At 62.3% G+C, this 21,738-nt stretch carries 22 protein-coding genes and 1 riboswitch; of the genes, 8 read left to right on the top strand and 14 right to left on the bottom strand.

All coding sequences use genetic code 11. From position 1 onward, the window contains the following. Positions 1-303, top strand: a 303-nt coding sequence (locus AC1DWF_RS07665; RefSeq protein WP_476841567.1) for an iron-sulfur cluster assembly scaffold protein, incomplete at its 5' end; no start/stop codon positions are given. Here AC1DWF_RS07665 and AC1DWF_RS07660 read toward each other — a convergent pair. Then, positions 300-1,214: a LysR substrate-binding domain-containing protein gene (locus tag AC1DWF_RS07660; protein ID WP_476841566.1), complete on the bottom strand. Its 915-nt coding sequence runs from the start codon at positions 1,212-1,214 to the stop codon at positions 300-302. The genes AC1DWF_RS07665 and AC1DWF_RS07660 overlap by 4 nt on opposite strands. Positions 1,215-1,308: 94 nt before the next feature. Between AC1DWF_RS07660 and AC1DWF_RS07655 the strand changes: the two genes are divergently transcribed. The 4 genes from AC1DWF_RS07655 (at position 1,309) to thrS (ending at position 5,069) form a co-directional block, all read left to right on the top strand. Then, positions 1,309-1,473: a hypothetical protein gene (locus AC1DWF_RS07655; RefSeq protein ID WP_476782604.1), complete on the top strand. Its 165-nt coding sequence runs from the start codon at positions 1,309-1,311 to the stop codon at positions 1,471-1,473. Positions 1,474-1,568: 95 nt separating this feature from the next. Beyond that, positions 1,569-1,937, top strand: a complete 369-nt coding sequence (gene yidD, locus AC1DWF_RS07650) for a membrane protein insertion efficiency factor YidD (RefSeq protein ID WP_476841568.1) — start codon at positions 1,569-1,571, stop codon at positions 1,935-1,937. Between the two features lie 144 nt (positions 1,938-2,081). Next, positions 2,082-2,918 carry a class D beta-lactamase gene (gene blaOXA / locus AC1DWF_RS07645; protein ID WP_476841565.1) on the top strand — a complete coding sequence of 279 codons (837 nt, stop codon included), beginning with the start codon at positions 2,082-2,084 and terminating at the stop codon, positions 2,916-2,918. Positions 2,919-3,101: 183 nt separating this feature from the next. Then, on the top strand, positions 3,102-5,069 hold the full coding sequence (gene thrS / locus AC1DWF_RS07640) for a threonine--tRNA ligase (protein ID WP_476782606.1): 1,968 nt from the start codon (positions 3,102-3,104) through the stop codon (positions 5,067-5,069). An 82-nt stretch (positions 5,070-5,151) separates the two neighbouring features. On the opposite strand, the gene AC1DWF_RS07635 is transcribed toward thrS, so the two are convergent. Further along, a complete protein-coding gene (locus AC1DWF_RS07635) occupies positions 5,152-6,120 on the bottom strand; it encodes a hypothetical protein (protein ID WP_476782607.1) in 969 nt (322 codons plus the stop codon). A gap of 138 nt (positions 6,121-6,258) precedes the next feature. On the opposite strand from AC1DWF_RS07635, the gene AC1DWF_RS07630 reads away from it, so the two are divergent. Together AC1DWF_RS07630 and AC1DWF_RS07625 are read left to right on the top strand one after the other, a co-directional pair. Next, positions 6,259-6,843, top strand: coding sequence for a nitroreductase family protein (locus AC1DWF_RS07630; protein WP_476782608.1), 585 nt, complete (start codon positions 6,259-6,261; stop codon positions 6,841-6,843). A gap of 4 nt (positions 6,844-6,847) precedes the next feature. Next, positions 6,848-7,453 carry a flavin reductase family protein gene (locus AC1DWF_RS07625; RefSeq protein WP_476841564.1) on the top strand — a complete coding sequence of 202 codons (606 nt, stop codon included), beginning with the start codon at positions 6,848-6,850 and terminating at the stop codon, positions 7,451-7,453. Here AC1DWF_RS07625 and AC1DWF_RS07620 read toward each other — a convergent pair. After that, positions 7,450-8,325, bottom strand: a complete 876-nt coding sequence (locus tag AC1DWF_RS07620; RefSeq protein WP_476841563.1) for an HpcH/HpaI aldolase/citrate lyase family protein — start codon at positions 8,323-8,325, stop codon at positions 7,450-7,452. The genes AC1DWF_RS07625 and AC1DWF_RS07620 overlap by 4 nt on opposite strands. A gap of 4 nt (positions 8,326-8,329) precedes the next feature. Next, positions 8,330-8,782 (bottom strand): MaoC family dehydratase, encoded by a 453-nt coding sequence (locus tag AC1DWF_RS07615; protein ID WP_476804237.1) that lies wholly within the window; start codon positions 8,780-8,782, stop codon positions 8,330-8,332. A gap of 155 nt (positions 8,783-8,937) precedes the next feature. Between AC1DWF_RS07615 and AC1DWF_RS07610 the strand changes: the two genes are divergently transcribed. Beyond that, positions 8,938-10,059, top strand: a complete 1,122-nt coding sequence (locus AC1DWF_RS07610; protein ID WP_476786018.1) for a DUF2336 domain-containing protein — start codon at positions 8,938-8,940, stop codon at positions 10,057-10,059. Between the two features lie 14 nt (positions 10,060-10,073). Here the strand turns inward: AC1DWF_RS07610 and parE are convergent, their stop codons facing one another. From parE to AC1DWF_RS07560, 10 genes are all read right to left on the bottom strand, one after another. After that, positions 10,074-12,134, bottom strand: a complete 2,061-nt coding sequence (parE, locus tag AC1DWF_RS07605) for a DNA topoisomerase IV subunit B (RefSeq protein WP_476841562.1) — start codon at positions 12,132-12,134, stop codon at positions 10,074-10,076. A gap of 147 nt (positions 12,135-12,281) precedes the next feature. After that, entirely contained in the window at positions 12,282-15,092 is a 2,811-nt protein-coding gene (gene gcvP, locus AC1DWF_RS07600; protein WP_476787687.1) for an aminomethyl-transferring glycine dehydrogenase, read from the bottom strand. 14 nt (positions 15,093-15,106) lie between these two features. Further along, positions 15,107-15,475, bottom strand: coding sequence for a glycine cleavage system protein GcvH (gcvH, locus tag AC1DWF_RS07595; protein WP_395447006.1), 369 nt, complete (start codon positions 15,473-15,475; stop codon positions 15,107-15,109). Positions 15,476-15,480: 5 nt separating this feature from the next. Continuing rightward, positions 15,481-16,581, bottom strand: a complete 1,101-nt coding sequence (gcvT, locus tag AC1DWF_RS07590) for a glycine cleavage system aminomethyltransferase GcvT (RefSeq protein WP_476841561.1) — start codon at positions 16,579-16,581, stop codon at positions 15,481-15,483. Between the two features lie 148 nt (positions 16,582-16,729). Continuing rightward, a riboswitch (glycine riboswitch) is annotated at positions 16,730-16,816 on the bottom strand. Positions 16,817-16,950: 134 nt separating this feature from the next. Further along, entirely contained in the window at positions 16,951-17,742 is a 792-nt protein-coding gene (locus AC1DWF_RS07585) for a molybdopterin-binding protein (RefSeq protein ID WP_476785799.1), read from the bottom strand. 16 nt (positions 17,743-17,758) lie between these two features. Continuing rightward, a complete protein-coding gene (locus AC1DWF_RS07580) occupies positions 17,759-18,634 on the bottom strand; it encodes a cytochrome b/b6 domain-containing protein (RefSeq protein ID WP_476785794.1) in 876 nt (291 codons plus the stop codon). Between the two features lie 119 nt (positions 18,635-18,753). Continuing rightward, positions 18,754-19,407, bottom strand: coding sequence for a DUF1345 domain-containing protein (locus AC1DWF_RS07575; protein ID WP_476785795.1), 654 nt, complete (start codon positions 19,405-19,407; stop codon positions 18,754-18,756). Then, positions 19,404-19,892, bottom strand: coding sequence for a YaiI/YqxD family protein (locus AC1DWF_RS07570; protein WP_476785796.1), 489 nt, complete (start codon positions 19,890-19,892; stop codon positions 19,404-19,406). The genes AC1DWF_RS07575 and AC1DWF_RS07570 overlap by 4 nt, the downstream gene beginning before the upstream one ends. Positions 19,893-20,046: 154 nt before the next feature. Next, a complete protein-coding gene (locus tag AC1DWF_RS07565) occupies positions 20,047-20,538 on the bottom strand; it encodes a GNAT family N-acetyltransferase (protein WP_476841560.1) in 492 nt (163 codons plus the stop codon). Continuing rightward, positions 20,538-21,665, bottom strand: a complete 1,128-nt coding sequence (locus AC1DWF_RS07560; protein WP_476787684.1) for an S-(hydroxymethyl)glutathione dehydrogenase/class III alcohol dehydrogenase — start codon at positions 21,663-21,665, stop codon at positions 20,538-20,540. Before AC1DWF_RS07560 ends, AC1DWF_RS07565 begins: the two co-directional genes overlap by 1 nt. Positions 21,666-21,738: the final 73 nt, after the last annotated feature.

The following is a 21,738-nucleotide window of genomic DNA, read 5'->3' as shown; positions in this document are numbered from 1 at the left end:
ATGGAAGACGGCCTGGTCACCGACTTTGGCCATGTGGTCAAGGCCTGCGCGCTGGGCCAGGCATCGTCGTCGATCATGGCCGAACATGTGGTTGGTGCGAGCGCTGATGAGCTACGTGCGGTGAGGGACACCATGCTGCGCATGCTCAAGGAAGGTGGCACGCCGCCCGAGGGACGCTTCGCCGATCTGAAATATCTCGAGCCGGTGCGCGATTACAAGGCGCGCCACGCTTCGACCATGCTGACTTTCGACGCTGTCGTTGATGCCATCGGCCAGATCGAGCGCAAGCAGGCCGCCGCTTAGCAATCTTCGAGATTGCGCAGACTTTCGGCGAACTCAGCCCTGATCCAATCGGCGAATGCTTGTGCAGGCTCCGACAGTTTGCTCAGGCTTTTTGCCACCAGCCAGTAGCCGCCGCACACCACGTTGGTCTCGAACGGCTTGACCAAAGTTCCGGCCGCAAGCTCCTCACGCACCAGCAACAGATCGCCAAGTGCCACACCGTGGCCGAGCATCGCAGCCTGTTTCGACAGAGCGGCGTCTGCCAGCAGCGGCCCACGCTCGGATACAGGGGCTTCGGTGGCGCCTGCGGCCTCGAACCAGCGTGCCCATCCCTGGCGGTTTTCTTCATGCAGCAGGGTGTAGCGGCGCAGATCGCCAGGGCTTTCCAAAGCCGGGCCAGAGGCGAGCAGGGCGGGCGAGAGTACGGGCGAGTCGACGACCGGCCCCAACAGCTCCGCTTCACTGCGCGGCCACGACGTGCTGTGAGCGCTGAAACGCAAGGCAAGTTCGGCCTGGTCGTTGCGGAAATCGATCAGGCGCGGATCGACATCGAGCACGATGTCGATGTCGGGCCGCAGTTCGCGGAACTGGTTGAGGCGCGGCACCAGCCAACTGGCTGCCAGCGACGGCTCGACGCTGACGCCGGCCACCGATTGCGTGYGCGCGCCGGCCAATTCCGACAGCCGCTGATCGATATCGTCGAAGCTTTTGATCAGCTGCTGCAACAGCTTCTGGCCCGGTTCGGTCAGTTCGACGCGACGGTGATAACGTACGAACAGCGGCAGGCGCAGGAACGTTTCAAGCTCGCGAATCTGCCGGCTGATGGCGGCCTGGGTGACAAAAAGCTCTTCCGCCGCACGGCTGAAACTCAGATGCCGGCCGGCCGCCTCGAAACTTCTCAATGCCGTCAGCGGCAGCCGCCCGCGCTTCATTCGCATAATCTCAGGTTATCCAAGGCGGACGTTATACTCGTTTGAAGCAGACAGCTAGAGGCGGTCTAATCCTCCCAGCTAAGGAGGCAAAACAATGCCAACGCTCTTCAACGCCTACGCCGAGATGTTCCGCATCGCGACGTTTCAGGCCGACCATTCCGCACGTAGCGCGAAGCGCTGCGGCGCCGAGCGGAAACAGCTCGCCACCCCGCAACGGCGGTGCCCCCACCGCTGGGCGAAGCTTGGCTGGCTTGCGTGACATGGCGCCGCAGCGCTGTGGTCCTAGAGGCCGAACATTGCGTATGCATGTCGGAATTGACATCTATGATGAAGAAATTCCGATCGGCGGAGACGATGGACCACGGTCACGACCACACACGCAGCATCGCCGCACGCGGCCGCAACTGGGCTGGGCCATGGCGCAAGACGCCGGGTCGCGTGCTCGGCACGTCGCTGGTGCGGCTTTATCAGCTGACGCTTTCGGGTTTCATCGGCAATTCATGCCGGCATATGCCGACCTGCTCGGAATACGCCCACGAGGCGATCRCTCGCCACGGCCTGTGGGCCGGTGGCTGGATGGGACTCTTTCGTGTTGTCCGCTGCGGCCCGTGGGGCACCCATGGCATCGACCGCGTGCCGGAAAAACTTGACCGGCGCTACGCCTGGTTCACGCCCTGGCGCTACTGGCTCATCAGCAAAAAGTGGCCTGAAAACCGTTCGTGATGCCTAGGCGTACGCCGCCGGCCAACTGGCCTGCTGCCCGCTTTACGATTTAGTTAGCGTAAAGAGAGTCGATCCAAGTTTAGTCATATTCGAGACAAGGCGACAGTCTAGGACCTCTGCACCAATCGCCAGAGGGAATTCCACGTGCGTCACGCCGATCTCCGCCTCCTGCTCCTCGCTGCAATAGGGTTCATCGCGGCGTCGCTGGCGGCATCGATGCCTGCCTCGGCAAAGTCGGCCACGCCAAACCAGGCCTTCGAATGCAATCTGATCGTCGATGCAGCAAGTGGCGAAACGGTCTACCAGCGCGGTATCTGTGACCAGCGGGTCAGCCCGGCCTCGACCTTCAAGCTGCCGCTTGCGCTTGTCGGCTACGACGTGGGCATTCTTGTCGATGAGCATACGCCAAGCTGGGACTACAAGCCTGAGTTCAAGGCGGTCCAGCGTGATCAAAGGACCGTCGATCCGACGATCTGGGAAAGGGATTCGGTCGTCTGGTTCTCGCAGGAGATCACCCGGCGGCTGGGCGACAAGCGTTTCGCTGCCTACATCGACAAATTCGGCTATGGCAACAAGGACATCTCAGGCAATGCCGRCAAGAAGGATGGCCTTACCCATGCCTGGTTGAGCTCGTCGCTGAAGATTTCGCCGGTCGAGCAGATCGGCTTGCTGCGCGAGATTGTCGGCCGTAAGTTGCCGATGTCGGCCAAGGCCTACGACATGACCAATGCCATCCTGCCAGCATTCCAGGCCGGCGACTGGCGCGTGCAGGGCAAGACCGGCAGCGGCTGGCTCACCAACAAGGCTGGCAAGGTCGATGCGAACCGGCCCTTCGGCTGGTTCATCGGCTGGGCCGAGAGGGATGGCCGCAAGCTGGTGTTCGTGCGTCTGGTGGTCGGCAACGAGCGAGCCAAGACCCGCATGGGCCTCCAGGCACGCGACGATTTCCTGCAGCAGCTGCCAACGCTGGTGAAGAACTGATCACGAGCGCTTTGCTGGGTTCACAGCCTTTAGCGGACGCAAATCTCGACGGTCCAAAGCTGCAATCTCATCGCCGTCAGTCTTTACGAGGCGGAAAACTCGCCATAAAAGACCCCTCGCTGCCGGACGCATCCGGCTTTTAACCACCCGCGCTCGTTTGCGGGACTGGATAGGAGAAGAGCTTTGTCGAATTCCGTTTCCCTGACATTTCCCGATGGTTCCGTCCGCGAGTATGACGCGGCGCTGACAGGTGCTGGCCTGGCCGAGTCGATTTCGAAGTCGCTTGCCAAGAAGGCGGTCGCTTATGCCGTCGACGGCACCGTGCGCGATCTGTCCGACCCGCTCGGCAAGTCGGGCAAGGTCGAGATCCTCACGCGCGACGATCCGCGCGCTCTGGAGCTGATCCGTCACGATACCGCTCACGTGCTGGCGGAAGCCGTTCAAGAGCTGTGGCCGGGTACCCAGGTGACCATCGGTCCTGTCATCGACAACGGCTTTTATTACGACTTTGCGCGCAACGAGCCTTTCACGCCCGAGGATTTCCCGGCGATCGAAAAGAAGATGCGCGAGATCATCGGGCGCAACAAGCCGTTCACCAAGCAGGTCTGGTCGCGCGACAAGGCCAAGCAGGTGTTCTCCGACAAGGGCGAGGCCTACAAGCTCGAGCTGATCGATGCGATCCCTGAAGACCAGAACCTCAACATCTACGCGCAAGGCGAGTGGTTCGATTTGTGCCGTGGTCCGCATATGGCTTCGACCGGCCAGATCGGCGGCGCCTTCAAGCTGATGAAGGTGGCCGGTGCTTATTGGCGCGGCGATTCCAACAATCCGATGCTGACGCGCATTTACGGCACGGCCTGGGCTGACCAGGCGCAGCTCGACCAGTATCTGCACATGCTGGAAGAAGCCGAAAAGCGCGACCATCGCCGCCTTGGCCGCGAGATGGACCTGTTCCATTTCCAGGAAGAGGGCCCAGGCGTCGTCTTCTGGCACGCCAAGGGCTGGAAGATGTTCCAGAACCTCGTCAGCTACATGCGCCGCCGCCTCGACCAGCAGGGCTACCAGGAAGTCAACGCGCCACAGGTGCTCGACAAGTCGCTGTGGGAGACCTCGGGTCACTGGGGCTGGTATCGCGATGCCATGTTCAAGGTGACGGTTGCCGGCGACGATACAGACGACGAACGCGTCTTCGCGCTCAAGCCGATGAACTGCCCGGGCCACGTCCAGATCTTCAAGCACGGGCTGAAGTCCTATCGCGATCTGCCGGTGAAGCTTGCCGAATTCGGTAATGTGCATCGCTACGAACCGTCGGGCGCGCTGCACGGGCTGATGCGCGTGCGCGGTTTCACGCAGGACGATGCGCATATCTTCTGCACCGAAGAGCAGTTGGCGGCCGAGTGCCTGCGCATCAACGACCTGATCCTGTCGACCTATGCCGACTTCGGCTTCGACGAGATTTCGGTCAAGCTGTCGACCCGGCCCGACAAACGTGTCGGCTCCGACGAGGCATGGGATCACGCCGAAGAGATCATGGGCAATGTGCTCAAGACCATCGAGGCGCAGTCTGGCAATCGCATCAAGACGTCGATCAATCCGGGTGAGGGCGCCTTCTACGGTCCCAAGTTCGAATATGTGCTGCGTGATGCCATCGGCCGCGAATGGCAGTGCGGCACCACCCAGGTCGACTTCAACCTGCCAGAGCGTTTCGGCGCCTTCTATATCGGCTCGGATTCGGAGAAGAAGCAGCCTGTCATGATCCATCGCGCCATCTGCGGTTCGATGGAGCGGTTCCTTGGCATCCTGATCGAGAACTATTCGGGCCACTTCCCGCTATGGTTTGCGCCGCAGCAGGTGGTGGTGACGACGATCACGTCTGACGCCGACGACTATGTCCGCTCTGTGGTGGCCAAGCTCAAGGCAGCTGGTCTGTCGGCTGAGGCTGATCTGCGCAACGAGAAGATCAACTACAAGGTCCGCGAGCATTCGCTGGCCAAGGTGCCGGTCATTCTCGTCTGCGGCAAGCGCGAGGCGGAAGAGGCAACCGTCAACGTGCGGCGTCTCGGCTCGCGCGATCAGGTTTCGATGACGCTTGACGAGGCGGTTGCCTCGCTGCGCGAAGAAGCGACGGCTCCGGATCGCCGCCGCGCATAAGCCGAGAGGCTAAGAGACGCAGAAAGGGCGGCAGTGATGCCGCCCTTTTTTTGTTTGCTGGAAACAACCCACGCGGGCCAGATCAATCTGCGCCTTCGTTGGGGTCGATCGCCGCATCTTCCGAGGCGACCACTTCGACGTCCTGATTGCTGCCGGCAACGACGGTGAAATCGCGTTGGTAGATGCGGTCGCGGTTCTTGGCGATGATCGTGTAGTCGCCTTCCGAAAGCACCATCGAGGCAAAAGCGCCGACCGCTTCGCGCAGCGGGTCGCCCGATTCTGTCAGCACCGACCATGACGTGTCGGCGATGGCTTCGCCGCCGGCCTCGCGCACCAGCTTGAAGGTGACATCGGCGGCGCGGTGTTCGACGGTTGCTTCAGTGAGCTTGCCTGCCTCGACGCGGATGTCGGAGCGAATGACGGCGTTGACGCTGCCATAGGTCGAAACGACATGGTAGGTGCCGGAGTTGAGGCGAACCACCGAATTTGGCGCGACATTCGGAATGATGAGCGCGCGTTCGCCGTCGCTGCCGGGGTCGGCTTCGTAGATCGAGAATTTCAGTTTTGCTGGCGGGATGCGCACGCCACCGGATAACACCGCGTCGAGTTTGAGCCCACCGGCGTCGAGCACCAGGCTTTCGCGCTTGCCTTGCTTGCCCACGGTAATGCGCTTGGTGGCACCTGCACGGCCATAGGAGGCGTGCACGAGATAGCTGCCGGGCGGTAGCTGGAACATGCTGGTGCCACCTTGGGCCGAAGCGACCAGCGGCAACTTGCCGTCCGGGCCTGCCTCGGGGCGGAACACGCGCCAAACCAGGCCGCGACTGATGTCCTTGCCCTTGTCGGTCATTTGCGCGGTGAGCGTAATTTCGCCCAGCGTGCCGGTTGCCAGCGGTTCGTCGCCGCGTGGCGAGGCAAAACCCGATATGCCAGGCAGGCTCAATCCTTCGAGAGCGGTCGCGCCATCCTGAGCGAAACCAACCGAAGGCTGCACCGTAAACAGTGCGGCACCCAGAATCGGCACGAAAAGTCGGATGTATCCCCAAGACATGCCTTGTTTGAAGCGCAAGGCGGTGGCAATTTCAAGGCTATTCCGGCGCGATGGATTCTCAACCGCAATGCGCCGCTGCCAGAGCAGCCGCCATTTCGGGCCGGTGCTTCAGCCAAAAACCCAAGGAGCGCCTGCGCCGTGCCATCGCCGATCATCGACTTTTTGCTGACCCGCAATTCCGCGCCCATCCCCGAACTGCGTGCGCCGGCACCTTCCGACACCGAGATCGAGACGATGCTGCGCGCGGCGACCCGCGTGCCTGATCACGGTCGGCTGGAGCCTTGGCGTTTCATCATCTATCGTGGCGATGCGCGCGTCGAGATTGGCAAGAAGCTCGCCGAGCTTGCCGAACGTCGCGAAGGTCCCCTTGCCGAAGGCCGCCGCAAGCAGGAACTTGCCCGGTTCTCGCGTGCTCCGTTGGTGATCGGTGTGGTATCGAGCCCCAAGCCGAACGCCAAGATCCCGCAATGGGAGATGTTCCTGTCCGGTGGTGCCGCCGCCATGAACCTCGTCATTGCCGCCAACGCGCTGGGCTATGGCGCGAACTGGATCACCAACTGGTATTCCGACAATGAGGAAGGGCGCGCGCTGTTGGGCCTTGCTCCTCACGAGCGCGTCGTAGGCTTCATCCATATTGGCAGCTATGATGGCCCAGCGCCCGAGCGGCCGCGCCCTGATGTAGCCGGGCTCTATTCCGACTATGCGGGTCCTTGGGAAGGATAGGCTATTGTTCTACGAGCCGTCGAAAGGCCACGGCCTGCCGCATGACCCATTCAAGGCGATCGTCTCGCGGAGGCCGATCGGCTGGATCTCGACGCTCGGCAAGGACGGGGCGCTCAACCTCGCGCCCTATTCGTTCTTCAACGCTTTCTCCAGCAATCCGCATCTGGTCTGGTTTTCGTCGGAAGGACCAAAAGACAGCGCCACCTTCGCGGCCGAGACAAAGGAGTTCGTTGCCAATCTCGTTGGCCGCGATCTGGCCGAGAAAATGAACCGAAGTGCGGTCAATGCACCGCGTGGCGTCAGCGAATTCGGTTATGCCGACTTGACGCCCGCGCCATCGCGACTGGTCGCGCCGCCGCGCGTTGCCGAGGCACCCGCAGCACTTGAGTGCAAGGTGACCGAGATCTTTCGGCCAAAGGGACTGGATGGCCACGACGCCGGTGTTTTCGTCGTCATTGGCGAGGTCGTCGGCGTCCATATCGACGAGGCGTTCCTGACCGACGGGCTGTTCGATACGGTCAAGGCCGGCAACGTCGCCCGGCTGGGTTACATGGACTATTCGACCGTCGACGCGGTGTTTTCCATGCGTCGTCCGCGCTGGGAAGACTAGATACCCGCTGCTATTGCGCGTGCCAAAAGACGCTCGGCGCGGCGCAAATGCGGGCGGTCATACATCTGTCCATCGATGCCGACGACGCCCGGATTACCGGCCGCCCGAAAAGCCGCGACAACCGCGTTTGCGTGTTCGATGGCTTCAAGTGACGGCGTGAAGGCTTCGTTGATGACGGCGACCTGAGCAGGATGGATTGCCATCTTGGCGGTAAAACCGTCGCGCTCGGCGTCCAGGCATTCGACACGCAGGCCTTCGGCATCTCGGAAATTTACAAAGACGGTGTCGATCGCGGCGACATCGGCCGCTGCCGCACCCAGCACAGTCATTGCCCGCGCCAGTCTGAATACATCGGTGTAGCGGCCATCGCTGTCGCGCGTGGCGCGCGCCCCGATGGCGGCTGAAAGATCTTCTGCGCCCCAGGTCAGTCCAGCCACTCGGGCGCTTGCCCCGGCATAGCTTCCGGTTGCAAGTACGCCGCCGGCCGTTTCGGTGATTATCGGAATGATGCGGATCGCACCGTCCGGCAGGCCGTTTTYGGCCTCGTGTACACGCAGCTTGGTGGAAAGGTGCTGGACATCAGCACCCGAGTTCGACTTGGGCAGCATGATGCCGTCAGGCGCGATCGGCACAATCGCCCTGAGGTCATCGTCGGTCAGCCCAGTCGAAAGGTCGTTGACGCGGACATAGATCGCAGAGCGCGTTTCGCTGCGGCGGCTGGCGATGAAACCCGCAGCGACGCCGCGCGCATGCGCCTTGTTGTCGGATGAAACCGAATCCTCGAGGTCGACGATGACCACGTCGGCGCCGGACGAAAGCCCACGCTCAAGCTTCTTTTCCGAATCGCCAGGAACAAACAACAGGGAGCGCATCGCTTCAGGCGGCCTTCTTTTTCATCATGGCCTGGCGCTGGCATTTGGCGACCAGCGCACCATCCTGATTATAGGCGCGATGCAGGAATTCGACGATGCCGCGGTCGGCTTTCGATTTCGAGTCGCGTACGGACAGGATCTCGGTTTCGACGCGGATGGTGTCGCCATGAAAGACCGGATGCGGGAAGGTGGTTTCGGTCATGCCGAGATTGCCGATGGTSGTGCCSAGCGTKGTGTCGTGCACCGAAATGCCGATCATCAGGCCGAGCGTGAACAGCGAATTGACCAGCGGCTTGCCCCACTCGCTCTTGGCGGCGAAGTCGAAATCTATGTGCAGCGGCTGGGCATTCAGCGTCATTGTCGAGAACATCATGTTGTCGCTCTCGGTGACGGTCTTGGTGAGTTGATGCCGGATCACCTGACCAACCACGAATTGTTCGAGATACAGTCCGGCCATCGGCATTTCCTCCTGTTGTCAGGGCTTGATAGGCGCTGCCACAGCAAGCGGCAAGCGGCAAGCGGGTTAACGGATATGGTGAACCGTTCGTAAACCTTTTCTTCCTAGGGTCGATTCTGGGGATTGGCATGGGTTGCCGGGGGCGAAAAAAGCGAATGGTTGTCTCGCATTTTCTGCGATGGATCGACACGGCCAAGGTCAGCGAGCGCGCAGCTGCCGCGGCGGCCCTGGCGAGCGCCTATGTCAACCGCGAGATGCCTTTCGAAGACCGCTGTGCTGCTGAAGCTGCGCTAACGTTGCTGCTTGACGATCCGTCATCCAAGGTGCGCCAGGCGCTGGCTGAGGCGCTGTCGATGAGCATGCACGCGCCGCTTCAGATCATATCGGCGCTTGCCTCGGATCAGCCAGACGTCGCGGCCATGGTCATTGCGCGTTCGCCCTTGCTGACCGATGCCGATCTGATCGACCGGGTGGCTTCAGGCTCAAGCTCTATCCAAAAACTTGTCGCCGACCGGGCAATTGTATCTATGTCGCTTGCAGCGGCCATCGCCGAAGTCGGCGAGGCTGACGCTTGTGTCGTCCTGCTGCAAAACTATGGCGCCAACATCGCCTCGCTGAGCTTCCGGCGGATGGCAGAGCGTTTTGGTCATGACGCGCGGGTGCGCGAGGCCTTGGTTGCCGATCCGCGCCTGCCATCGGATTGCCGGCACCTGCTTCTGGTCAAGCTCGGCGAAGCCTTGAGGGCCTCGCCCTTCGTCATGGCCTTGATGGGCGCTGCGCGCGCCGAAAAAGTGACACGCGACGCCTGCGTCAAGGCTTCGCTGACACTCATCGAAGGCACCCGTACCGATGAGCACATGGCGCTGGTCGAACATCTGCGTTTGCGCGGTGACCTGACCGCGAGCTTCATCATTCGCATCCTCGCCCATGGGAAGGTCGACTTTTTCGGCGCCGCCCTGGTCGTTCTGACGGGCCGCGACGAGCCACGGGTGAGGGCGCTGCTGTCAGCAGGGCAGGACGTCGCGCTGGGCGCACTTTTCCGCTCCGCTGGCCTGGCCGACGCGACACATGCGATCATCCTGCGGGCTCTGAAGGTCTGGCGCGAGGTCGCCAACGGCCGCCGCATTGCCGGCGCCCAGGAAGTCAGCTGGCTGATGCTCAAGGAATTGGGCGGCCAGTCGGCTCAAGGCGAACTGGCCGGATTGGTGAAATCGATCCATCTCGAGGCGCTGCGCGAAAACGCGCGTGGCCATGCGCTGGCAATAGCGGCTGCCTGAGCAGCCGCCGGCACTCAGATATCCAGCACTTCTGTCTGCGCGAATTCGGCGCGGTCCTGGATGAAGCGGAAGCGGGCTTCCGGCTTGGTGCCCATCAGCGCATCGACCGCCGACTTGGTGACGTCTTCTGTATCAAGCACGTCGACCCGCAGCAGCGTGCGCTTCTTGGGGTCCATCGTCGTTTCCTTGAGCTGGCTCGCCATCATCTCGCCAAGGCCCTTGAAGCGGCCGATCTCGACCTTGCCACGCCCGTTGAACTCGGTGCGCAAAAGCTCTTCCTTGTGGGCGTCGTCGCGGGCGTAGCCGACCTTGCCACCCTGGCGCAGGCTGTAGAGCGGCGGCACGGCCATGTAGAGGTGGCCGTCGCGGATCAGCTGCGGCATCTCCTGGTAGAAGAAGGTGATCAACAGCGAAGCGATGTGGGCACCGTCGACGTCGGCGTCGGTCATGATGATGACGCGGTCGTAGCGAAGGTCTTCGTCGCGGTATTTCGAGCGTGTGCCGCAGCCCAGTGCCTGGATCAGGTCGGCGATCTGCTGGTTGGCGGTGAGCTTGTCGTGGCCAGCACTGGCGACGTTGAGGATCTTGCCGCGCAACGGCAGGATCGCCTGCATCTTGCGGTCGCGCGCCTGCTTGGCTGAGCCACCTGCCGAATCGCCCTCGACGATGAACAACTCGGCGCCGGCGGCGGCATTCTGCGTGCAGTCGGCGAGCTTGCCGGGCAGGCGCAGCTTGCGCACGGCGCTCTTGCGCGAAACTTCCTTCTCCTGGCGTCGGCGCACGCGTTCGTCGGCCCGCGCGATTACCCAGTCGAGCAGCTTGGAAGCTTCCTGCGGATTGTCGGCAAGCCAATGATCGAATGGATCGCGGATCGCGGTCTCGACCAACCGCATGGCTTCGACAGTCGCGAGCTTGTCCTTGGTCTGGCCGACGAATTCCGGCTCGCGGATGAACACCGACAGCATGCCAGCCGCCGAGATCATCACGTCTTCGCTGGTCATGATCGAGGCGCGCTTGTTGCCGACGAGGTCGGCATAGGCGCGCAGACCACGCGTCAGCACGTTGCGGAAACCCATTTCGTGGGTGCCGCCGTCGCCGGTCGGGATGGTGTTGCAGTAGGAGTTGATAAAGCCGTCGCCGCCATACCAGGTGACGGCCCATTCCATCGCGCCGTGGCCGCCCTGCTTCTCGGTCTTGCCCGAGAATATCTCTCGGGTAACCTGCATCTCGTCGCCGAGCGAGGCCTTGAGATAGTCGCCGAGACCGCCGGGGAAGTGGAACACCGCCTTGGCCGKCGTCTCGTCCTTTTCGTTGAGCAGTGCGGGATCGCAGCTCCAGCGGATTTCGACGCCGCCGAATAGATAGGCCTTGGAGCGGGCCATCTTGTAGACGCGGGCCGGTTCGAAATGCGCACCCTTGAAAATATCAGGATCCGGGTGAAACCGAACCTTTGTGCCGCGCCGATTGTGCACGTCGCCGAGGTTCTCCAACCCGCCTTGCGGCACGCCGCGCGAGAAGCGCTGGCGATAGAGCTGGCGGCCGCGCGCGACTTCGACTTCAAGCTGGTCGGATAAGGCGTTGACCACCGACACGCCGACGCCGTGCAGGCCGCCTGACGTTTCGTAGACCTTGGAATCGAATTTGCCACCGGCATGCAACATCGTCATGATGACTTCGAGCGCCGACTTGTCCTTGAATTTCGGATGTGGGTCGACAGGCATGCCGCGGCCGTTATCGGTGACAGTCAAAAAGCCCTCGGCATCGAGCTCGACTTCAATGAAGGTCGCATGGCCAGCGACTGCCTCGTCCATCGAGTTGTCGATGACTTCGGCGAAGAGATGGTGCAGCGCCTTTTCGTCAGTGCCACCGATATACATGCCTGGACGGCGGCGCACCGGCTCCAGCCCTTCCAGGACCTCGATGTGGCTGGCGTCATAACCTTCGCTGCCATCCTTGACGGCCGGTGCGGGGCGCTTGGCTGCTGCTGCAGCCTGCACCAACGGATCCGCCGGGCGGGAAACGGGGCGGGGAGGCTGCTTATCGAGGCTGCCAAAAAGATCGTTGCTATCGTCCATGGGCGGGCGAGGTATCCAATCTGCGAATCACCAGTGAGTGTGTCATGCATCGGCCGGGAACGCGAGTTTGGTTCCCCTTTTGTACAAATGCAAAAGCGCCGGAGAACCGCGTAACGCGGCGCTCCGGCGCTTGCAAGCCTTACATTGTTACTCGGCGGCGCCGAGATACTCGCTCAACGGCGGGCAGGCGCAGACCAGGTTGCGGTCGCCGGCGACATTGTCGATGCGCGACACCGGCGGCCAGTACTTGGCCACAGTGTCGGGATCGCCGCCCGGATAGGCTGCTTCCAGGCGCGAGTAGGGGTGCTTCCAATCCCCTACCAGCGTCTCTGTCGCAGTATGCGGGGCGTTTACCAGCGGATTGTCATCCTTCGGCCATTCGCCCTTTTCGACCTTCGCCGCTTCGCCAGCGATCGCGATCATCGCCGCGCAGAAGCGGTCGATCTCGTGCTTGGGCTCGGACTCGGTCGGCTCGACCATCAGCGTGCCGGCAACCGGCCACGACATCGTCGGGGCGTGGAAGCCGTAGTCGATGAGGCGCTTGGCAATGTCCTCGACCGAGATGCCAGCGGTTTCCTTGAGCACGCGGGTGTCGAGGATGCACTCATGCGCGACACGCCCGTTGCGGCCCTTGAACAGCACCGGATAGTGCGCCTCGAGCTTGCTGACGATGTAGTTGGCGTTGAGGATCGCCTGTTCCGTCGCCTGCTTGAGGCCCGACGCACCCATCATCCGGATGTACATCCAGGTGATCGGCAGGATCGAGGCGCTGCCGAAGGGAGCCGCGGAGACCGCGTGAGCGCTGCCGATTTCGACATGACCGGGCAGGAACGGTGCCAGGTGCGACTTGACGCCGATCGGGCCGATGCCGGGGCCGCCGCCGCCATGCGGGATGCAGAAGGTCTTGTGCAGGTTCATGTGGCAGACATCGGCGCCGATATCGGCCGGCCGCGACAGTGCGACCATCGCGTTCAGGTTGGCGCCGTCGAAATAGACCTGACCGCCATGCGCATGAACGATCTCGCAGATGTCGCGCGCGCCTTCCTCGAACACGCCATGCGTCGAGGGGTAGGTGAACATCAGTGCCGCGAGCTTGTCGGCATGCTGCTCGGCCTTGACCTTGAGGTCGGTGACATCGATGTCGCCGTCGTCGAGGCAGTGCACGACCACTACGTCCATGCCGGCCATGGCGGCACTAGCCGGGTTGGTGCCATGCGCCGAAGACGGGATCAGGCAGATGTTGCGCTGGGTCTCACCACGCGAATGGTGATAGCGGCGGATCGCCAGAAGGCCGGCATATTCGCCCTGGCTGCCGGCGTTCGGCTGCAGGCTGACGGCGTCGAAGCCGGTGATCTCGCAGAGCCATGCTTCGAGATCGTCGGTCATCGCGCGGTAGCCAAGCGAATGGCTGGTCGGCGCGAACGGATGCAGGTTGGCGACCGACGGCCAGCTGACCGGCATCATCTCGGCCGCCGCATTGAGCTTCATGGTGCAGGAACCGAGCGGGATCATCGCGCGGTCGAGCGCCAAATCCTTGTCGGCCAGCCTGCGCAGCAAGCGCATCATGTCGGTTTCCGAGCGGTTCTCATGGAACACCGGCTGGGTCAGGAACTCCTTGCCGCGCGGCTTGCCCGGCAGCGAGCGCTTGGCCTCGGATGCGACCTTGGCGCCAAACAGGGCGGCGATCGCTTCGAGGTCGGCAACGGTCGAGGTCTCGTCGAAGGCGACCGAAACATGGTCGGCGTCGATGACACGCAACAGGCGGCCGGTCTTCTCTGCTTCAGTGGCGAAGGCTTCGGCCTTGCCCATGGCATTGATGGAGACGGTGTCGAAGCGCTTGTCGCCCACCACCGACAGACCGGCGGCCTTCAGGCCTTCGGCGAGACGGCTCGTCAGGCCATGGATACGTTCCGCAATCGCCTGCAGGCCCGATGGGCCATGCCAGATGGCGAAGGACGCGGCCATGTTGGCGAGCAACGCCTGCGCGGTGCAGATGTTCGACGTCGCCTTGTCGCGGCGGATGTGCTGCTCGCGCGTCTGGAGTGCGAGGCGGTAACCGGGACGGCCCTTGCTGTCGACGGACTGGCCAACGAGGCGGCCCGGCATCAGACGGGTGAGCTTGTCGGAAACGGCGCAATAAGCAGCGTGCGGACCGCCAAAGCCCATCGGCACGCCAAAACGCTGCATCGAACCAGTGGCGATGTCGGCGCCGAGGCTGGCCGGGGTGTCGGTGATCGTCAGGCTGAGCGGGTCGGAGACGAAGATGACGATCGCGCCGACTGCCTTGGCCTTTTCGATCGCTGCCTTGTGGTCGCCATAGACACCGTTGGTGTCGGGCCAGGAAACGATCAATGCCGCGGTGTTGTCGTCGATGGTCTCGCCGTCGATCTCGGTGCCGAGCGGCTCAGCGCGGGTGCGCACGACGTCGAGGACCTGCGGATGCGCTGCACCGGCAAGCGCGACACGGCTGCGCTTGTCACGATGATGGCGCAGTGCGATGCCGACAGCTTCGGCGACTGCGGTTGCTTCGTCGAGCAGCGAGGCGGAAGCGACAGGCAGGCCTGTCAGTTCGGCGACCAGCGTCTGGAAATGGAACAGCAATTCCAGACGGCCCTGGCTGATCTCGGCCTGGTAAGGCGTATAGGCGGTGTACCAGGCCGGGTTCTCGAACAGGTTGCGCTGGATGACCGGGGGCACATGGACGCCGTGATAGCCAGCACCAATGAAGCTCTTCAGCACCTTGTTGCGGCCCATCTTCTCGCCGAGTTCGGCAAGTGCTTCATGTTCGCTCGCAGGTGCCGGCAGCGCCAGCGGCCGGTCGAGCCGGATCGACTTCGGAACGGCTTGCGAAATCAGCGTTTCCACCGAAGGCACGCCGATTGCGGCGAGCATGGCGCGGGTATCCGCCGCGCCGGGCCCGATGTGACGAGCCGAAAAGGGATAAGGTGCAGTGGTCATCTCAGGCGATCCTGTCAACCGATATGGGCTTTGTAGCCCGCTTCATCCATCAGGCCTTCGAGCTGGCCCGCATTGGCGATCTTCATCTTCCACAGCCAGCCGTCGCCGGTGGCTGCCGAATTGACGAGTGCCGGATCTGAAGAGAGCGTTGCATTGGCGTCGATGATCTCGCCGTCGAGCGGCGCATAGACGTCCGAAGCTGCCTTGACGGATTCAACGACAACCGCGACGTCGCCCTTGGCGACCTTGCGGCCGGTCTCGGGCAGTTCGACGAAAACGAGGTCGCCAAGCTGTTCCTGGGCGTAGTCGGTAATGCCGACCGTTGCGATGTCGCCCTCAACGCGCAGCCATTCGTGATCTTCGGTGTAATAGGTCTTGGTCATGGAAATCATCCTTTGCGATAGCGATGCTGCGTGAAGGGAAGAGAATGAACGTCGACGGGCACCTTGGTGCCGCGCACGTCGGCGAAAACGCGGGTTCCGGCCTTGGCGAGTGGTGTTGAGACGTAGCCCATGGCGACCGGGAAGCCAGCCGATGGGCCAAAGCCGCCTGACGTGACGCGGCCGATCGGATTGCCGTCCGCGTCAAAGAGTTCAGCGCCTGAACGGACCGGCTGGCGGCCTTCGGCCTTCAAGCCAACGCGCTTTTGCTTGGCGCCTCCAGCGAGGATTTTCGCGAGCGCTTCAGCGCCGATGAACTTGCCGCCAGCACGCAGGTCCTTGGGGATCGCCCACATCAGGCCCGCACTTGCCGGGTCAGTGTCGGGTGTGATGTCGTTGCCGTGCAGGCACAGACCAGCTTCAAGGCGCAGGCTGTCGCGGGCGGCAAGGCCGATCCACATGACGCGCTCGTCGCCGAGCAGCTTGCCTAGCAGTTCGCGGGCGTCGGCCTCAGGAAGGCCGATCTCAAAACCGTCCTCGCCGGTGTAGCCCGAACGGCTCATGAACCAGTTGGTGCGTGGCTCGAAGCCCTGCATGAAAAACAGGTCTTCGGTGGCGATGCCGGCTTGTCCGAGCACCGCTGCTGCTTCAGGGCCCTGGATCGCGATGAAGACGCGGTCAAGCGGTTCGACCTTGGCGTCGAAATCCTTGGCCAGAGCGCGCAAATGCGCTTCGTCGGTTGCGGCATTGCCAGCGTTCTCCACCACCATGAAGCGCTCGTCGCCGAGCCTGGTGATGATCAGGTCGTCGATGACGCCCGCCCTCTCGGTGAGGAAGAAGGTGTATTTCGACTGCTTGAGCTCAAGTGCCTTGGCATCGAGCGGGCAGGCCCGGTTGAGCAGGTCGGCAACACCGGGGCCGCTGACCACGAACAGCTTCATGTGGGAGATATCGAACAGGCCGACATGTTCACGCGTGTGAAGGTGCTCCTTCATCACGCCGGCAGGGTAGGTCAGCGGCATGTTCCAGCCGGCGAAGGCGCCAAAGCGCGCACCAGCGGCGGAATGCAGGTCAGCAAGGGGTAGTTCGTTGGTATGGTCGCCCGTCATGTCTTCTCCAGAGTCGCACGTGTCCAGCCGCTGCGGCGGCCATTCCGTGCCCCTCTGTCTGAAGCCTGAGAGACTCGCGCTCCGGAACTCTGTCGGCAGCGCTTACACCTTCGGCGCGGGATCGAAGTCCCGACTTTCCAGAGTGTCTTTCCCGTCTACGGTTCTTTTGCCTGAGAGATTTCGGGCGATTTCCCCTTCGGCGACAGCTTCCGCTGTTCTCTCCCGCAAACAGGTAGAGCCCGCAAAGGCCCTCGACGAGTCGTCAATATCCCAAGCACGACGCTTTGTCACCTAGACGCGCAGTGCTTATTCACCGGGAGGATAGTCCTATCCAATACTTCCGGGTAGTGGAGGCAAGGACGATCGCCGTCAGATGCCGCCATACCAGTCGTAGCCGCGGTCTTCCCAATAGCCGCCCTTGCCGAGGCCCATGACCCCAAAGCTGTCGACCAGTTCGATCTTGTGGAGGTATTTTGGCATCTTGTAGCCGAGCTGGCGCTCGACCCGCACGCGCAGCGGCGCCCCGTTTTCCACCGGCAGCGGGCCACCATTCATGCCATAGGCGAGGATCGTTTGCGGGTGGCGCGCGTCGATCAGGTCGATCGAGCCGTAATATTTGATGTCGCCCGACAGGCTTTGCTCGATCGTGTCGAGGCAATGGAAAACGACATAGCGCGCCTCAGGCTTGACCACCGCCTGGTCGAGCACCAGCGCCATCGGCACGCCGGTCCATTTGGCGATGCAGCTCCAGCCTTCGACGCAGTCATGGCGGGTGATCTGGGTGCGAGAGGGCATATCCATCAGTTGCTGCCGCGACAGTGACAACGGCTTTTCGACAAGGCCAATGACCTCCAGCCGCCAATCGGCGAAGTCGTTGACCTGGAGCCCCAAATAGACGCTGTCGTTGGGCGCGGTGATGCCGTTCGGCCGCTGCGGCTGGCGGATGTCAGCCTCGGTGAATTCCTGCGCCAGGGAGTTGCGGCCGGCAATTAACCTTTGAGCATGATAGGTCAGATCGTTGGCACCAGTGAGGAAGTTGCGCACGCTGCTGTCGCGGTCCTGCAGGAAGTCGAAGGCATCGCAGCCAGACAGCGCAACGGTCGATGCCCCGAGCGTGGCGGCTGTGAGGAAGCGCCTGCGGGTGATCTGGAACTTCGGCATGTCCAATTTGGGCATCTCAGTCGCTCCCCTTGGGGCGGTCGTTTTCAGCCCGGTCGGTGCGATACCAGCCGGTGACGATCGAGCGCAGTTCATTGATCGGACCGGCAGCGAGGATCATCAGCATATGAACGATGAAGAAGCCGACGATCAGCAGCATGGTGATGAAATGAATGGTGCGTGCGGTCTGCCGCCCACCCAGCATGTCAGTGAGGAACGGGATCGCGGCGTTCATGCTCGGCGACATGGCAAGCCCGGTCAGGATCATTAGTGGCAGCAGCACGAACAACACGCCGCCATAGGCGAGCTTCTGCAGCGTGTTGTAGTCGCGGCCGTGATGGAATTTCAGCCTTGCGTGGTCGGAAATGTCCTTGGGCAGCCGGCGCAGATCATCGATGCCCGGTGCGAGATCGCGGCGTAGATGGCCGCTGAACAGGCTGGCGATGAGCCAGACGAGCAGCGTGCCGGACAAAAGCCAGGCGAAGAAGAAATGCACCACGCGCCCCGTCGCAAGGTCCTGGCCGGAGGGAATCGTTGCCCATGCCGGGAAGGCGCGACCGCTCGGATTGTCGGCCGGACCTGACAGCCCTAGCACGCCCGAGGTGTTGAAACGATTTCCGAGAATTGTGGTGTAACCAACTGGTCCTGTTGCGGTATTTTCCGCGCCGATGGCAAGCACGCCATTGTTGAAAGCAAAGCCCGATTGCTGGCCGATATAGAGCGCGGGGTGGGCGTTGAAGATCTGCAGGCCACTCAGCAGCAGGAAAAACAGCGACAGCGCCCAGACCAAGTGGGTGAGGCGGGTCCAGCGCGTTTGGCGGTAGACCAGTTCGCCATCTGCGATCGGCGCGGGCTGCTCATCCGCCTGCTGCGCCGTGCGTGCCTGGCTTTCCATCGGACCTGACCTCCCGTGGCCTCAGCCATCGCGGGACGTCATTTTACGCCCCTTCGGAAGTGATTACGCTTGGAGATTGGATTTTGTTTCGCCGTTGCGATGATATTCGCGTGAGCCGGTCAGCTTGCCAGTGAAACCACCAGATTGACCGCGGCAGCCACGATGATGGTGTTGAAGAAGAACGACAGGACCGAATGGGCCATTACAGCCTTTCGCATCACCGTCGTGGAGATATTGGTGTCGGCGGTCTGAGCGGTCATCCCGATGACGAGGGAGAAATAGAGAAAATCCCAGCCGCAGGGGCGCTCGGTATCTGGAAATATCAATCCCCCGACCGGAATCCGGCTGCGTGTTGAGGTCGTTTGGTTCTTGTCGCCCTTCCAGAAGAGGTGGGCGTAGTGCAACGCCGCCATGGCATGGATGGTGGACCAGCCCAACGGCAATGACAGCAGCGAAAAGGCAAGCCAGTAGGGATGCGGGGACTGCTTCGCGTTCATCAGTACAAACAGCGACCCTACTGCCACCGCAACGATGCCGATCGTGACCAGGAAGATGATCCAGATAGGCTCGTCCGCCTGCTGGGCACGCCGGCTCAGGAAGTCCGCTGTCAGCTTCGGCATTTCGCGCAGCACAAGGAAAATGTAGGCCACGAAAAAAGCATTGGCGGCAATTGCATAGCTCAAGGGATGTTGCAGAAACAGAGCCGCGCCAAGTGCGATCAAGCCGACAGCGGCGCTGGCCGCGAAAATGAAGTGTCGGCGAAACCGCATCATTCGGGCTCACCTTTGCCAGAAGGAACCGACCGGAGCGCCCGTCGTGCCGTCTGGTCAAGGGCGCCCAGAAAGCGCGACCGATCCTGCGGTGCGAAGGAAGCGTTGTAGCCCTTGCTCTCGCCGGTTTCGCGCAGATGCTGCTTGAGGTCGCGCATGGCCACTGCCATGCCGATGCTTTCGGGTGTGAACGGCCTGCCGGTGGGGCCCAGCACATGCGCGCCAAGCGCGACCGCCCTGGCAGCCAGCGGAATGTCGGCGGTGACGACGATGTCGTTGGCGCGCGCGTTCTCGATGATCCAGTCATCGGCAGCGTCCGCTCCCTTGGAGACGACGACGTTGCGGATCATCAGGTCGCGCGACGGCCTCAGGCCGCCATTGGAGACGAAGGTGACGACAAGGTCGAGCCGTTCTGCGACCTTCACCACCTCGTCCTTCACCGGGCAGGCGTCGGCATCGACATAGATGATGGGGGCATTTTCAGTCATTTCAGGCATGGTTCCGGGAGAGGATATCTGTGGCTATGGTCGGCGCGTCGAACGGAGGTCGACCATGGCACATCTGATCAATCGCGAACAATGGGCCGAAAAGGCCGATGCCTGGCAGAGTGACTACCAGGGCGGCGCGCCAATGGCGTGGCCGTCAGGCCTGACTTTGACCTGTCGAGCCGGTGTGCGACCTCGGACGCAGCATGTCGATATGGGGGATATCGTCTTCCAGATATTCCTCCGACACCGTCTCGAAGCCGAACGACGCATAAAACTTCTCGAGATGGCTCTGCGCGGAGAGCGCGATAGGCCTGTCCGGAAACAGCCGTTCGCAGGCGGAGACGGATTCCGCCATCAGCTTTTCGCCGAGGCGCTTGCCGCGATGGTCGGGCGACACGACGACCCGGCCGATATGGGCCGGATCGTCGGTGCCGGACGGCGCGATGATACGCGTGCTCGCCAGCAATTCCGTGCCGGCAAGGATCCTGAGGTGCAACGCCTCAGGATCCTTGCCGTCCATTTCGGGGAATGCGCATTTCTGTTCAACGACGAAGACGTCGATGCGCATCTTCAGCATCGCATAGAGGTCGCGTGGGGGCAGGTCGTCCAGCCMCCTGACATCGACCTCGTATGCGACCTCGCTCATCAGTAGACCACGACACTTCTGATGCTTTCGCCTGCATGCATCAGGTCAAAACCCTTGTTGATGTCTTCGAGCTTGAGCGTGTGGGTGATCATCGGGTCGATCTGGATCTTGCCCTCCATGTACCACTCGACGATCTTGGGCACGTCGGTGCGGCCGCGCGCGCCGCCGAAGGCGGTGCCCTTCCAGGTCCGGCCGGTGACCAGCTGGAACGGCCGCGTCGCGATCTCCTGGCCGGCACCGGCGACACCGATGACGATCGATTCACCCCAGCCGCGATGGCTGGCTTCAAGTGCCTGGCGCATCACCTTGACGTTGCCGGTGCAGTCGAAGGTGTAGTCGGCGCCACCGATCTGGTCGGCACCGCGCTTGGTCATGTTGACGAGATAGGGAACGATGTCGCCGTCGACCTCCTTCGGGTTGACGAAGTGCGTCATGCCGAACTTTTCGCCCCACGCCTTGCGGTCATTGTTGATGTCGACGCCGATGATCATGTCGGCACCGGCAAGGCGCAGACCCTGCAGCACGTTGAGGCCGATGCCACCGAGACCGAAGACGATGGCTGTCGCACCGATCTCGACCTTGGCGGTGTTGATGACAGCACCGATGCCGGTGGTCACGCCGCAGCCGATGTAGCAGATCTTGTCGAACGGCGCGTCGGGGTTGACCTTGGCAAGTGCGATCTCGGGCAGCACGGTGAAGTTCGAAAAGGTCGAGCAGCCCATGTAGTGGAAGATCTTGTCCTTGCCGATCGAAAAGCGGCTCGAGCCATCCGGCATCAAGCCTTGCCCTTGCGTCGCGCGGATCGCGGTGCAGAGGTTGGTTTTCCGCGACAGGCACGACGGGCACGTGCGGCATTCAGGCGTGTAGAGCGGGATGACGTGATCGCCCTTCTTGAGCGAGGTCACACCCTTGCCGACGTCGACGACGACACCCGCACCCTCATGGCCGAGAATGGCAGGAAAGATGCCTTCGGGGTCAGCACCCGACAAAGTGAATTCGTCGGTGTGGCAGATGCCGGTCGCCTTGATCTCGACCAGCACCTCGCCCTCGCGCGGCCCCTCGAGGTCAACCTCCATGATCTCGAGCGGCTTTCCAGCTCCAACGGCGACTGCGGCGCGGGTTTTCATGGCGATGTTCCTTCAAGAGAAATCAGGGGCAAAAGTTCGGCGGCAAGGTTTCAGGTTTTGCCGAGGCGATCAA

The organism is Aminobacter sp. P4_D5, from assembly GCF_056401815.1.
This window is presented reverse-complemented; position numbering and strand designations above follow the sequence as displayed.

Coding starts and splice junctions, on each gene's coding strand:
- AC1DWF_RS07585 (WP_476785799.1), bottom strand. CDS start 17,742: ATGCCGAAGTTCCAGATCACCCGCAGGCGCTTCCTCACAGCCGCCACG.
- AC1DWF_RS07575 (WP_476785795.1), bottom strand. CDS start 19,407: ATGATGCGGTTTCGCCGACACTTCATTTTCGCGGCCAGCGCCGCTGTC.
- AC1DWF_RS07610 (WP_476786018.1), top strand. CDS start 8,938: ATGGTTGTCTCGCATTTTCTGCGATGGATCGACACGGCCAAGGTCAGC.
- AC1DWF_RS07655 (WP_476782604.1), top strand. CDS start 1,309: ATGCCAACGCTCTTCAACGCCTACGCCGAGATGTTCCGCATCGCGACG.
- gcvH (WP_395447006.1), bottom strand. CDS start 15,475: ATGACCAAGACCTATTACACCGAAGATCACGAATGGCTGCGCGTTGAG.
- AC1DWF_RS07635 (WP_476782607.1), bottom strand. CDS start 6,120: ATGTCTTGGGGATACATCCGACTTTTCGTGCCGATTCTGGGTGCCGCA.
- gcvP (WP_476787687.1), bottom strand. CDS start 15,092: ATGACCACTGCACCTTATCCCTTTTCGGCTCGTCACATCGGGCCCGGC.
- AC1DWF_RS07570 (WP_476785796.1), bottom strand. CDS start 19,892: ATGACTGAAAATGCCCCCATCATCTATGTCGATGCCGACGCCTGCCCG.
- gcvT (WP_476841561.1), bottom strand. CDS start 16,581: ATGACGGGCGACCATACCAACGAACTACCCCTTGCTGACCTGCATTCC.
- AC1DWF_RS07580 (WP_476785794.1), bottom strand. CDS start 18,634: ATGGAAAGCCAGGCACGCACGGCGCAGCAGGCGGATGAGCAGCCCGCG.
- AC1DWF_RS07560 (WP_476787684.1), bottom strand. CDS start 21,665: ATGAAAACCCGCGCCGCAGTCGCCGTTGGAGCTGGAAAGCCGCTCGAG.